Annotated in this window: 11 protein-coding genes; 6 read left to right on the plus strand and 5 right to left on the minus strand. The window is 72.0% G+C overall.

Features of this window, described 5'->3' with window-relative positions:
• Positions 1-13: 13 nt before the first annotated feature.
• Positions 14-715, minus strand: coding sequence for a helix-turn-helix domain-containing protein (locus tag SNOUR_RS38730; RefSeq protein ID WP_067356614.1), 702 nt, complete (start codon positions 713-715; stop codon positions 14-16).
• A gap of 689 nt (positions 716-1,404) precedes the next feature.
• Positions 1,405-3,555, minus strand: coding sequence for an RNA polymerase recycling motor ATPase HelR (gene helR, locus SNOUR_RS38735; RefSeq protein ID WP_067356617.1), 2,151 nt, complete (start codon positions 3,553-3,555; stop codon positions 1,405-1,407).
• A 659-nt stretch (positions 3,556-4,214) separates the two neighbouring features.
• On the opposite strand from helR, the gene SNOUR_RS38740 reads away from it, so the two are divergent.
• The 4 genes from SNOUR_RS38740 to SNOUR_RS38755 all read left to right on the plus strand — a co-directional run bounded on the left by SNOUR_RS38740 (position 4,215) and on the right by SNOUR_RS38755 (position 8,200).
• Positions 4,215-5,366 carry an NAD(P)/FAD-dependent oxidoreductase gene (locus SNOUR_RS38740; RefSeq protein ID WP_312635315.1) on the plus strand — a complete coding sequence of 384 codons (1,152 nt, stop codon included), beginning with the start codon at positions 4,215-4,217 and terminating at the stop codon, positions 5,364-5,366.
• 86 nt (positions 5,367-5,452) lie between these two features.
• On the plus strand, positions 5,453-5,926 hold the full coding sequence (locus tag SNOUR_RS38745; protein ID WP_067356619.1) for a flavodoxin family protein: 474 nt from the start codon (positions 5,453-5,455) through the stop codon (positions 5,924-5,926).
• Positions 5,927-6,077: 151 nt separating this feature from the next.
• Complete coding sequence (locus tag SNOUR_RS38750; RefSeq protein WP_067356622.1) at positions 6,078-7,283, plus strand: NAD(P)/FAD-dependent oxidoreductase; 1,206 nt, start codon at positions 6,078-6,080, stop codon at positions 7,281-7,283.
• On the plus strand, positions 7,280-8,200 hold the full coding sequence (locus SNOUR_RS38755; RefSeq protein WP_067356624.1) for an RNA polymerase sigma-70 factor: 921 nt from the start codon (positions 7,280-7,282) through the stop codon (positions 8,198-8,200). The genes SNOUR_RS38750 and SNOUR_RS38755 overlap by 4 nt, the downstream gene beginning before the upstream one ends.
• A 102-nt stretch (positions 8,201-8,302) precedes the next feature.
• On the opposite strand, the gene cpt is transcribed toward SNOUR_RS38755, so the two are convergent.
• The 3 genes from cpt to SNOUR_RS38770 all read right to left on the minus strand — a co-directional run bounded on the left by cpt (position 8,303) and on the right by SNOUR_RS38770 (position 10,539).
• Positions 8,303-8,833: a chloramphenicol phosphotransferase CPT gene (cpt, locus tag SNOUR_RS38760; RefSeq protein WP_067359149.1), complete on the minus strand. Its 531-nt coding sequence runs from the start codon at positions 8,831-8,833 to the stop codon at positions 8,303-8,305.
• 142 nt (positions 8,834-8,975) lie between these two features.
• A complete protein-coding gene (locus tag SNOUR_RS38765; RefSeq protein ID WP_067356627.1) occupies positions 8,976-9,368 on the minus strand; it encodes a nuclear transport factor 2 family protein in 393 nt (130 codons plus the stop codon).
• Between the two features lie 112 nt (positions 9,369-9,480).
• Entirely contained in the window at positions 9,481-10,539 is a 1,059-nt protein-coding gene (locus SNOUR_RS38770; protein ID WP_312635319.1) for a zinc-binding dehydrogenase, read from the minus strand.
• 54 nt (positions 10,540-10,593) lie between these two features.
• Between SNOUR_RS38770 and SNOUR_RS38775 the strand changes: the two genes are divergently transcribed.
• Positions 10,594-11,454: a helix-turn-helix transcriptional regulator gene (locus SNOUR_RS38775; protein ID WP_079143170.1), complete on the plus strand. Its 861-nt coding sequence runs from the start codon at positions 10,594-10,596 to the stop codon at positions 11,452-11,454.
• Positions 11,455-11,693: 239 nt separating this feature from the next.
• Positions 11,694-12,236, plus strand: coding sequence for a YcxB family protein (locus SNOUR_RS38780; RefSeq protein ID WP_079143171.1), 543 nt, complete (start codon positions 11,694-11,696; stop codon positions 12,234-12,236).
• Positions 12,237-12,329: the final 93 nt, after the last annotated feature.

The raw sequence follows: 12,329 nt of genomic DNA on the forward strand, positions 1-12,329 counted from the left end.
GGCCCCACACCCCTCAGCCCAGGCAGCGGGCAGCGGCCGTCAGCGCGTGTGCAGTCCGGCGGGCCTGCTCGACCAGCGTGGTCACGCACACGCCCGGGCAACCCCCGCCACCGATCTCCACCGCGGCCACCACCCGACCAGCCCGGTCGGTCACCGGAGCGGCGGCACGGAACGCCCCAAGGTCGGAGGCGTCGGTGTGGACGGCGATCCGGCGGCGCCGGATGTCGGCCAGGGCGCGTGCCAGCCCGGCACCCGTGGCTGCCCTGCCCGTTCCGCACGGTCGCTCGGCCTGCGCAAAGGCCAGCAGCACGCGGCCTGCGGGTGTCTGCACGGCTGGTAGCCGGTCGATGTCCTCACCTCCGTCGTCGAGGCGGTCGGGCCCGTAGAGCCGTTCCAGGTACGTCACTTCGTCTCCTGTGAGCACGCCCAGGCCGACCATCTGGTGTGTCCTCTCGTAGAGCTCGACCAGGTGGGGCAGATACCACCGCCGTGGCACGGCGAAGGACGGCCGGGCGGGCGCGGCGGTGGCCGGGGGAACGGCCAGGCCGAGCAGATAGCCGGCATCCGTGCGTCGCACCAGTCCCGCGTCGCACATGGATGCCAGCAGGCGGTGGACCGTGGTCTTGGGCAGGCCGGTGCGGTGGGTGAGTTTGGTCAGCGACAGGGGAGCGGCCGCCTCCGCCAGTTCGGCGAGTATGACGCCGACCCTGCGCACGACACCGGTCGTCTGGGGAGAGCCACCAGGCAGCCTCGGCCGGTCAGGAGCATGGTCCGGCGCTCCGGACGCCACGCTGAACACCACACGCCTACCTCTGCACTAGGTCCGGACGGCCCGCCGCGTCAGGAGGCGACCCACCGCCGGTCACGGCCGGGATCCGATGTCCCACGGACCTCACCCAGGAGCACCGCGGTGCCACACCCAGCGGAAGACCGTGGGTGGTTGGCTCGGGACTGCCCGGCGATCTCGGCTGTGTCGCCAGCTCGATGCGTACCTGCGCGCAGGAGGACAGGAAAGCGGCCGGGCATCCCGCGCGTGCCCGGCGGGTGAATCGGCCGCCTCTGTCCAGTCGACCCCGGCCCGTGGGCGGAGGCAACCCCTTGCCGCCCGCGCACGGAGGCACTTCGCGAGCCCGCCGCGTGGCTGCATGTGCCAATGGCCAGCCCGCGCGACGCGCGCTCCCGGACGCGCGATGCGCGCCGATGCCTCCCGCTCGCCTCCTCCCGAGCAGGAGGTCACGCCGAAGCGGGAGGAGGCGCAGCGCCTCACGATCCCGCCCCGAGGCGTGATCCACCGCCGTCGTCCGCGCCTTCACCGCGTGCCCCCGTTCCGGAGGTGACTCCGTCAGAGGGGGCGGGACGGCGCCTCCAGGGGCGCGCGGCGGCGGACGGCTTGCCGCGACGACGTCAGGAGCTCGTCAGGATGACGAGTTGCCCGGTCGCCCGGGTCATCGCGACATAGCGATCGACCGCACCTTCGATGCCCGTGCCGAACTCCTCCGGGTCGACGAGGACGACCAGGTCGAACTCCAGCCCCTTCGTCAGTTCCGGGGCGAGCGACCGCACCCGGGACGTCGCCCGGAACGTGGGATCGCCGATGACGCAGGCGATCCCGTCCGCATGCGCGGCGAGCCAGGCGTCGAGGATCGAGTCCCGGTCCGCAACGGATCCGTGAGCGACGGGCACGCCGCTGCTGCGGATGGAGGTCGGCACGTTGGCATCCGGCAACTCGGCCCGGATGACCAGCTCGGCCTCCGACATGACCTCTTCCGGCGTCCGGTAGTTGATGCTCAGGGAGGTCGCCTCGACCCGGTCGAGCCCGATCCGCTCCAGTCGTTCCTGCCACGACTCGGTGAACCCGTGCCTGGCCTGGGCGCGATCCCCGACGATGGTGAAGCTCCGGGACGGACACCGCAACAGCAGCATCCGCCACTCCGCGTCGGTCAGTTCCTGAGCCTCGTCCACGACGATGTGCGCGAACGGGCCGGCGAGGCGGTCCGGATCGATGCCGGGCAGGGCGGTCCGGTCGATCAGCCTGTCCTGCAGGTCCTGCCCGCGCAGCATGGTCACCGCGCCCTCACCGTCGTCATCCGCCGCCAGCACATCGGCGATGACGTCGGCCATGCGGGCGCGCTCTGCGTCGACTGCGGCCTGCTGCCGGCGGGTGCGTCGCGCCGCCTCCGGGTCGCCCAGCCGCTGCCGCGCCGCGTCCAGGAGCGGCAGGTCGGACACCGTCCATGCCTGGGGCGCCTCCTTGCGCCGCAGCGTGCGCACCTCGTCGCGGCTGAGCCAGGGGGCGCACATCCGCAGATACGCCGGCACCGACCACAGGTCTCCGACGAGGTCGGTCGCTTCGAGCAGCGGCCAGGCGCGGTTGAGGGTGGTGACCAGATCCTCGTCGTGCCTGAGCGAGCGTTGGAACAGGTCGGGCGGGACATCGCCGTCGAGCTTGTCCAGCAGGATCGTGACCAGCTCGTCCCAGATCTGCTCGCGCGCCTCGTTGTGCGGGGTGCCCGGATCCGGCGCGTCGAACGCCTCGGCCCAGTCGTCGGCGCTCAGTCGGATGTCGGCCCAGGCGGTCGTGACCGTCATCCCCTCGGCCGGCGGCTCCTCGTAGAACCTGACGGCCGCCTCGATCGCCTCGACCATGCCTGCGGACGACTTCAGTCGGGCGACCTCCGGGTCGGCCTCGACCGCCGCTCCGGCCCCCTCGGCGACGAGGTCCCGCACCGTGCAGGTCTGCACCCCCTCCTCCCCGAGACTGGGCAGGACGTCCTCGACGTAGGCCAGGTAGGGCTGGTGCGGACCGACGAACAGCACGCCGCCCCGACGGTGGCCGAGGCGAGGGTCGGAGTAGAGAAGGTGGGCGGTGCGATGCAGGGCGACGACCGTCTTGCCGGTGCCCGGTCCGCCGTCGACGACGAGAGCGCCCCGGGAACCCGCCCGGATGATGGCGTCCTGGTCGGCCTGGATGGTGGCGAGCACGTCGCGCATCCGCGACGACCGGGTGCTGCCCAGGCTGGCGATGAAGGCGGACTGGTCGTCGAGCGCGGCGTGCCCGTCCAGTCCGTCGGCGGTGAACACCTCGTCCCAGTAGTCGCCGATCCGGCCGCCGGTCCAGCGATACCTGCGGCGGCTGGCCAGACCCATCGGGTTGGCGTGGGTCGCCGCGAAGAACGGTGCGGCGGCCGGGGAGCGCCAGTCGACCAGCAGCCGACGCCCCGCGCTGTCGGTGAGGCCGAGCCGTCCGATGTACACGGGCTCGGGGTCGTCCGCGCCGACGACGCGCCCCAGGCACAGATCCAGGCCGAAGCGCCGCAGGGCGCGCAGGCGCCCGGTGAGCCGCTGGACCTCCGCGTCCCGGTCCATGGCCTGCCGGCCGACGCCGCCGGGCGACTTCAGTTCGGCGTCGAGGCGGTCGGACAGTTCGGCCATCGACTGCTCAAGGCTCTCCGCGATGGCCGCGAAGTGCCGTTCGTCGCCGGCGATCAGGGTCGGGTCCGCCTTGGGGGAGAGGCGGTCGGGAAGGTCGAACGCGCTGGTGGTCAGGGAATTCATGGCACCGGCTCCGATAGACACACGCACTTCGTAAAGCTCCCATTGCCGAAGGTCCTGGCCGAGGTCAGCGATTGTGCGGCATGACTGGGGCCTTGCCGCAAGGCCCCCAGTGCGCTATACGTTGAGAGTGGCAAGGAGTGGGTACGCCCTTCTGCCGTGATCGTCCGCTCCGGACGGACAAGCCCTTCACGAGGCGCGCCGCGCCGCATGCGGCACTGCCCGACGCCCGGAAACCGTCGGCTGACGGGCAGACAAGGCGCCCGGCCCGTGCCGCCGACGGCCCCGATGCGGGCCGGACACCACTCAGCGCAAGGCGCGATCCAACGTGTCCCGGTGAGCGAAGACCCACTGATGGGCCGCCCGCACTTGCCCCACCACCCCGGCGTCACGGAGACGGACCATCGACGGGGTCTCCGCGGTGCGCCGCGGCCTCGATGCCGCGCCGGCACCCCGAACTCCCCGCCGACTCCGCCATGCGCCCGGACGGGCAGGCGCGCGGTCCGTCCGGACCTCGTCCCGCACGGCCGCCGGCAACGGTCCACTGCCGAAGCCCACCCCACCCCCACATCATTGTGACCGTCATCACGCCCGGCGGCTGTCACGATCGCCGGGCCTGCGATGTCCTCACAGCGTCAGGCCGAACCGAACGGAGGTGGGTCGTGGTGGCGCGAGTGGTGGTCGTCGGAGCGGGCTACGCGGGAGTGATGGCCGCGAACCGACTGGCGGCCGTGGGACGGTCCGACGTGGACGTCACGGTGGTCAACCCGCGACCGGAATTCGTGGAACGCATCCGGCTGCACGAGCACGCGGCGGGCGCGCCCCGCGCGATACGGCCGCTGCGCGGTCTGTTGCGCCCCGACGTGCGACTGCGGGTGGCGACGGCGGACACGATCGCCGAGCGATCCGTGCGGCTCGACGACGGTGGCGCGCTCGACTTCGACTATCTGCTGTACGCGGTGGGCAGCACGGCCGCCCGCGGCATGACCGGGTCCGAGCACGCCTGGCACATCGCCGACCTCGACGGTGCCGAGTCGTTGCGCACCCGACTGCGGCAACTGCCCGCACAGGCACCCGTCGTCATCGTCGGCGGCGGCCTGACCGGGATCGAGAGCGCCGCCGAAATCGCTCACCGGTACCCGTCCTTGGACATCGCGCTGGTCTCCCGGTCGGTCGCCGCCGGGCTGCCCGCATCCAGCCGCGCCCGCATCGAAGGCAAGCTCGCGAACGCCGGGGTCGCGCTGCACACCGGACTGCGGGTCACCGCGATCCGCGCGGACGGCGTCGACACCGACGGCGGCCGGCTGCCCAGCGACTGCACGGTCTGGGCGGCCTCGTCGGCCGTACCGGACCTGGCGCTGCGCAGTGGCCTTCCGGTGGCCGCCGACGGCCGTCTGCGCACCGACGACGCCTTGGTGTGCCCGCACCATCGACGGATCGTCGGAGTCGGCGACGCCGTCGCGCCACCCGCGCACGTAGGGGCGCACCTGCGGATGAGCTGTCAGGCGGCGTTGCCCATGGGCGCCCACGGCGCCGACACGGTGCTCGCGATGATCCGAGGGCAACAACCGACGTCCGTGTCGATCGGCATGACCGGAAAGGCGATCAGCCTCGGTCGGCGGGACGGCTTCATCCAGGCCGCGCACCGGGACGACACCCCCGCGGCGTTCGCGCTGTCCGGCCGGGCGGCGGCCGTGGTCAAGGAACGGGTCTGCCGCTTCACCGTCACCTCGATGCGGTTTCCACGCGCCTACCGGTGGCTTCCCGGCGCGACACCCTCAGTGCCCGTGCCGACCCCGGTCGCAGCCCGATGAGCGGGAAGAACTCCCGGGCAGACCGAGCGCATGGCCCGATCTGCCCAGCACCATACGGAATACGTCGAAGCGAAAGGAACAGCATCATGAAGGCCGTCATCGTGTGCACCTCCGTGTCCCACGGCAACACCAAGAGGATCGCCGACGTCATGGGCCAGGTGCTCCAGGCCCGGGTCGTCGCCCCCGAAGAAGTCGACATGGCGGAACTCGCCACCTGTGACCTCGTGGGATTCGGCTCCGGGATCTTCATGCAGAACGTCCATCCGCAGCTGCGCCAGTTCGTCCAGGCACTCCCGACGGGTGAACGACGCAACGCGTTCGTGTTCACCACCAGCGGGCTCCCCGCACTGCGGGTCCGGCCCTTCACCCGCCCCCTCGTGCGGCTCCTCCAGCAGAAGGGCTTCGAGGTGCGCGACACCTTCTCGTGCCGCGGCTTCGACACCTCGTTTCCGTTCAAGCTCGTCGGCGGCATCAAGAGCGGACGTCCCAACGGTGCCGATCTGGTGGCGGCGCGCACCTTCGCCGAAGGGCTGCGGGACCGGATCGGCGCCGCTTCCTGACCGGCACGACCCGACCACGACGACGGTTCCGTGAGTCCCCCAACTACCCCCTTCCAGGCCCTGTGCTGCGCATCACATCGACCTCATGTCACGTAGGGGCGGCCAGCTTCCATCTGGTGGTCGTCAGCAGCGGATCAAGGAGGACGGAACGATGAACGCACAGCAGGGCACCGGCACGGAGACCGCGCACCGGGTAGTGATACTGGGAGCGGGGTACGCGGGCATGGCCGCGGCCGTGCAACTCGCGGTCCGCACCAAGCGGCACCAGGGCGTGCAGGTGACCGTGGTCAACGCACAGGAGCGGTTCACCGAGCGCCTGCGGCTGCACATGACGGCGACCGGGCAGGAACTCGCCGAGCTGAGCATCCCGGAGGTGCTGGAGGGCACGGGCGCACGGTTCGTGCGCGGCTGGGTGACGGCGGTGGACGCGGACGTGAAGACCGTGCGGATCGACGATCACCGAGTCCTGCACTATGACACGCTGGTCTATGGGTTGGGCACGGTGGCCGACACCTCGGCGGTGCCGGGTGTCGAGGACCACGCGTACTCCCTGAGCACCGTCCAGGAGGCCGAGTTGCTGGCCGACCGGCTCCGGAGGCTCGGCGGCGGCACGGTGGCGGTGGTCGGCAGCGGGCTGACCGGCGTCGAATCGGCCGCCGAGATCGCCGAACGGTACCCGGAGTCGAACGTCGTACTGCTGGGCCGTCAGGAGCCCGGTGCGACGATGAACGCGAAGGCCGCGGCGTATCTGCGGGCCGCGCTCGGCCGGCTCGGAGTCCAGGTGCGCGCCGGCGTCGAGGTGGCCAAGGTGCTGCCCGACTCGGTCGAGTTGGCGGGCGGGGAGAGCATCGCCGCCGAGGCGGTGCTGTGGACGAGCGGTACGCGGGTGTCGCCGCTGGCGGCAGCCGCCGGACTGGCCGTCGACGAGCGCGGACGCGTCGTCACCGACGCCACGCTGCGCTCGGTGTCCCACCCCGATGTGTACGCGATCGGTGACGCGGCCGCGATCCGCCAGGGGTACGGCGTCATGCACGGCACCTGCCAGGGCGGCATGCCGACCGGCGTGCACGCCGCGACCTCGATCGACCGTGTCCTCAAGGGCAAGCAGCCCAGGCCGTTCCGCTTCGGCTACTACCACACGCCGGTGAGCCTGGGGCGGGGCGATGCCGTGGTGCAGTTCACCCACCCCGATGACAGTCCGCGCCGGATCTGCCTGACCGGCCGCATGGCGGTCCGGTACAAGGAGACGGTGACCGCCTCGCCCTGGCCGACCTACGGCCGTATGAAGAAGATGCCCGCCTCGGGCGCGTTCTGGCCCCGTGGGGGTCGCTTCACCCGCACTCAGGAGGCCCGGTGACCAACCCCGCAACCCACCCCGACCAGCAGGTCTTCCACGAGCACCGCAACCTGCTGTTCTCCGTGGCCTACCGTCTCCTCGGCACCGCGGTCGATGCCGAGGACGCGGTCCAGGACGCCTGGATCAAGTGGTCTGCCGCGGACCGCTCGCAGGTGGCCGAGCCCAAGGCATACCTGACGCGGATCGTGTCGAACCTGGCGCTGGAACGACTGCGCTCCACCCGGCACAAGCGGGAGACCTATGTGGGGCCGTGGCTGCCGGAACCCATCCTCACCGGAGGGGACGCCTCCGAGGTCGTCATGGATGCCGAGTCGGTGTCGATGGCCATGCTGGTGGTGTTGGAGACGCTCAGCCCGCTCGAACGCGCGGTGTTCGTGTTGAAGGAGGTCTTCGACTTCAGTCACGCCGAGATCGCGGAAGCGGTGGAGCGTTCCGAGGCCGCGGTGCGACAGGCCGCACACCGTGCCCGCGAGCACGTGCGGGCCCGGCGACCGCGCTTCGCCGCGGACCGGTCGCGGCAGCGCGAGGCCACCGAGCGGTTCTTCGCCGCCGCGACCGGCGGCGACGTCAACGCCCTGTTGGAACTGCTGTCCCCGGACGTCACCCTGTGGACCGACGGCGGCGGCAAGGTCCGCCAGGCACTTCGCCCGGTGGTGGGCGCGGCCACGGTGGCCGCCTGGTTCGCGGCCATCGGCACCGTCACCTACCAGGGCATCGATCCCGCCGACATGAAGGCCGAACTCGCCGAGATCAACGGAGGGTGGGGCATGGTGTTCAGTGCCCCGGACCGCGTGATCGCCACCGTCACCTTCGACTTCGACACCGACGGCCGCATCATCGCCCTCCACAACGTGGCCAACCCCGACAAACTCCAGGCCGTCGCCGACGGCACCCCCCACGACATGGGGACGCGATGAGCGGCCGAACTCCGTGATCGTCCCGCCGGGCCACCGCCGGGCCCGGCGGTGGCCCGGCGGGACGACCGAGGGCGCGGAACGCAGGCGACGGCGACCCGCCGATCACTTGACGTGTGCGGCGATGCTCCGTGCGCACTCCATCGACTCGGCGTGCGCGGTGTCCACTTCCAGGTCGTACTCCACGCCCCGGTGGACCGCTTCCGCCTGGGACGCGGCCATCCCGATGATGCGGTCGCCTCGTGCCACCTCGCGGCCCGCGGCGACCGCACCGTCACACCGCACGCCGACCCACAACACCGGCAGTTCGCCCAGGGCTTTCCGCCAACGCTGCTGTGAGTCCGCTCCGCCCAGGAAGACCTCGTCGACGATGACCCGGGCGCCCGCTCGGGCCATCGCGGCCACCCCTTCGAGCCAGGCGGTTTCCAGCGTGCGGAACTCCGGTCCGACGACCACCTCTCCGTCCGACGCGAACCCGATACCGCCATCCGACGTCTGCATGGACGCAGGCATGGCCTCGACCAGTGTGTCCGTCCCGAGCGCCAGCCACGGATCCGGCAGGACCGCCTGCAGACACCGGACGATCCCGGACTTCCCGGAGCTGGAACCACCATTGAGAACGATCACCTGAGTCATCACCGCGCCACAGTAGAGCCGCCGGGACAACACGTGAAACGGATTTCGCGCACCTCGGGCGACGGCCGGAACGCGGCGAGCGCGCCGGCGACTTGGGCGGCTCGGGCCAGGGCCTGCCCGACGGGGCAGGGTCGGACGGACCCTACGCCGTGTCCACACCGGGCGGGACGCGTGTGGCCTGGTGGTAGTACATCCGCCAGCCCGACCCGTCGTCCCTCTTGCGCCAGATCGAGCTACGCCTGGTCCTGACATCGCCGAGTACGGTCTCGAAGGTCAGATGCACCAGTCCCGGGGCGAGCCGCACGCCCGAGATGTCCGAGGGCTCGTAGCGGGGAGCACCCGGTGAACGGCCCGGACGACTGGACAGCTCGGCGACCATGGCCTCGTACGTCCACCGCCGCCCCGATCCGCCGACCTCCACGAACTCCGGGTCCAGGAGCCGTCGGACGCGCTCCCGCGAGGCGCGGACCGCTGGATCCATGAGCTGCAACTCGCCCGCGATCGCCTGGTTCACGTCGTCTGTCGCACTGTCCATGGACATATCCTCCCCGGGCCCACCGGCTCCGGCGCAACCCCCTTCATCGGCCATCACGTCGGGTCCGGCGCGATCCACGGGATCGCCGTCCCCGCGACGAGGTCGCGCTCGTTCACGGGACCAGGACGACGACGCCCAGGCCGTGTGACCGGGATGCCGCGGTGAGTGCCGCGGTGGGGTCGTCGAGCCCGACGACCGTGATGTCGAGTGCCGAGAGGTCGAGTACGCCGCCGCGGACCATCGACCACACGTCGAGGATGGTCGCGTCGCGGCATATCCACGATCCGCGCAGCGTCAACCGACGGTGCATGAAGTCGCCGTACGGGATCGGCAGGTCCTGGCGTACTCCGCCGACGAGGACCCAGGAGCCGTCCGGGCGCAACGCGTCGTACCCGGCCATCGTCGGGCCCGGGCTCGGCACCGCGCCGAGCGTGTCGACGACCGCGTCGACCGGCCCGGCCGCCGCCGCGATCGCGCTCCCGTCGGTCGCGCGGTCGCCGCTGAGCGGCACGGTCAGCACGCGCGCGTCGAGGCCCGCGAGTGCGGCGAGCGAGTCGCGGTCGCGTCCGACCGCGACGACCGCCGCGGCGCCGCGGGCGAGCGCGACGAGCACGGCCGCCGCGCCGAGTTGACCGGTCGCGCCGACCACGGCGACGACCTGCCCCGCGCGCACGGACGCCCGGTCGATCGCCTCGGCCGCGATGCCGAGCCAGGGCAGGTACGCGAGCCGCTCGGGCGCCGGGTAGGCGTCCGCGCCGGGCAGGGCGATCAGGGTCCGCTCCGGCTGTACCGCCCGTTCGGCGTACAGCCCGTCACGCCACACCTCGCGTATCCGCTCGATGGTCGGTGTGGCGCGGCCGGCACCGCCGATCCCGGTCCAGGCCAGCAACGCCTCTTCCGGTTGGGCGAGGCGCCCGGACCGGAACAGCCCGCTGGCGACGACGACATCGCCCGGCCGTACTCCGAACACGTCGTCAGCGGTGGCCGTCACCCGACCGATCCCACAGGCCCCCAGTACGATCGGGGTCGGGAAGCCACCGCGTCCTCCGGCCACGAGGACGTCGGTGTAGGCAGGGATCTGTGCGGCGAGGACGTCGAGCGTCGCGCCGCCGCCGCGGAGCGGGGGGTCGGGCAACTCCACGAGGTGCAGGCCGCTTTGGGGTGTGGTCATCTGCCATGCCTTCATGACCGGTAGTCCACACGAGGCGAGGGGCGGTATCCAGACGTGCCTGATGGTGGAACCAGCAGTACCAGGAAGAGCGCCGGACGCCAGGACGCGGCGGCGGTCGCGCGGCGCGAGCTCGGAGCGTTCCTGCGGGCGCGGCGCGAGCGGATCGGCCCGGCCGACGTGGGGCTTCCGGAATCGGCCCGCCGCCGCACGCCCGGCCTGCGGCGGGAGGAGCTGGCGGTGCTGGCGGGGGTGAGCACGACCTGGTACGCGTATGTGGAGCAGGGCCGGGACGTGCGCCCGTCCGATCAGGTCCTGGCGGCGATCGCGGACACCCTGCGGCTCGGCCCGGAGGAGCGGTCTCATCTCCGCGCGCTGGCCGACGGGGCCGCCGGCCAGCGGCGCTCCGTCAGCCGCGAGGGCCCCCGCCCGCCCGTGGTCGAGACCGTCGCTCCCGAGGTCGCCGCGGTCCCCGCGCTCGTCGCTCCCGCCCCGGCCTATGTCACCGGGGCCACCGCCGACGTGCTGGTCTGGAACGACGCCGCCGCGGAGTACTTCCCGGGACTGGTCCGACGACGGGACGCCGACCCTCCCAACCTCGCACGCTGGGTGTTCCTCGAACCCGAGGCCAGGCACGTACTGGTCGACTGGGAGTCGGTGGCGCAGTCGGTACTGGCCAGGCTCCGGACGAACGCCGGGCGGCACCCGGGCGACGAGCGGTTCCGCCGGCTCGCCGCGGAGCTGCGCGCCGGCAGCGCCGAGGCGGACGCGTGGTGGCCCCGGTACGACATCGCCGGGCATCGCACCGGCAGCAAGCGCGTCCGGCACCCCTCCCGCGGGGAACTGACCCTCGGCCACGCGGCGTTCACCGTCGCCGACGCCCCGAATCAGGTTCTCGTCGTCTACTCCTCCCCGTAACGACAGCCGAGCCCCGGCTCCTCGATCCTCCGGCCCGCCGGTGGCGACGTCGCCCCGACGCCTGATGCCGGACTCGGGCAGGACCGCAGTCCGGCATCGACCGCCAGTCGGTCCCGGCGACCGCGACGTTAGGATCACTTGCCGGCCGCTTCCACCAGACAGCGCCGGACAGAGCCGAGACAACAGGCAAGACGAAGCCGGGCAGGGCCGGGGCCGGGCAGAACACGGGGGACACCATCGTGACGGAGACGGGAAAGATCGAGCTGTCGTACACGCCGACGGTCGAGGACTTCAAGGAGGCTTTGGGGGCGCGGGCCAGAACGTCGAAATCCGCCCGCCGGACGCGCTGGCTGCTGGTCGTGACAGGTGTCTGCCTGACCGTCGCGACGGTGCTGGGGTTGGCGCAGAAGGGCAGACTGGATGTGCCGCTGATCATCGGGCTGGCGGTGTTCGTCGTGATCATGCTGGGGCAGACTGGTCTGCAGGCCCGCAGCTTCCACCGGCTCGCGGCCGCCAAGGGCGAGCAGCGTATCGTCGTGGACGCGTCCGGTGTCACCGTCTCGACTGCCCAGGCAACCCATTCCCTCTCCTGGCCGGCGACGCCCCGCTACGTCGAAACCCCGGGGATTTTCCTCCTGTTGAGCGGGGACGAGAACGCTTCGACCATGACGCTGCTGCCCAAGCGTGGACTCGGCGCTGCGACTGATGTCGATCGGCTGCGCGCCGTCTTGGACCAGTACTCGGCCCGGGCCGGTGCGGAGCCGAACCGTCCTCGCCCTTGAGACCCAGCCCTTGAGACCCAGCGCTTGAGGCCCGGCGCTTGAGGCCCGGCCCTTGACGCCCCGGCTCGGGGGCCGGCCTGGACCGTATCCGCC

Source organism: Streptomyces noursei ATCC 11455, assembly GCF_001704275.1.
Classification (GTDB): domain Bacteria; phylum Actinomycetota; class Actinomycetes; order Streptomycetales; family Streptomycetaceae; genus Streptomyces; species Streptomyces noursei.

Coding starts and splice junctions, on each gene's coding strand:
- helR (WP_067356617.1), bottom strand. CDS start 3,555: ATGAATTCCCTGACCACCAGCGCGTTCGACCTTCCCGACCGCCTCTCC.
- SNOUR_RS38745 (WP_067356619.1), top strand. CDS start 5,453: ATGAAGGCCGTCATCGTGTGCACCTCCGTGTCCCACGGCAACACCAAG.
- SNOUR_RS38750 (WP_067356622.1), top strand. CDS start 6,078: ATGAACGCACAGCAGGGCACCGGCACGGAGACCGCGCACCGGGTAGTG.
- cpt (WP_067359149.1), bottom strand. CDS start 8,833: ATGACTCAGGTGATCGTTCTCAATGGTGGTTCCAGCTCCGGGAAGTCC.
- SNOUR_RS38765 (WP_067356627.1), bottom strand. CDS start 9,368: ATGGACAGTGCGACAGACGACGTGAACCAGGCGATCGCGGGCGAGTTG.
- SNOUR_RS38770 (WP_312635319.1), bottom strand. CDS start 10,539: ATGACCACACCCCAAAGCGGCCTGCACCTCGTGGAGTTGCCCGACCCC.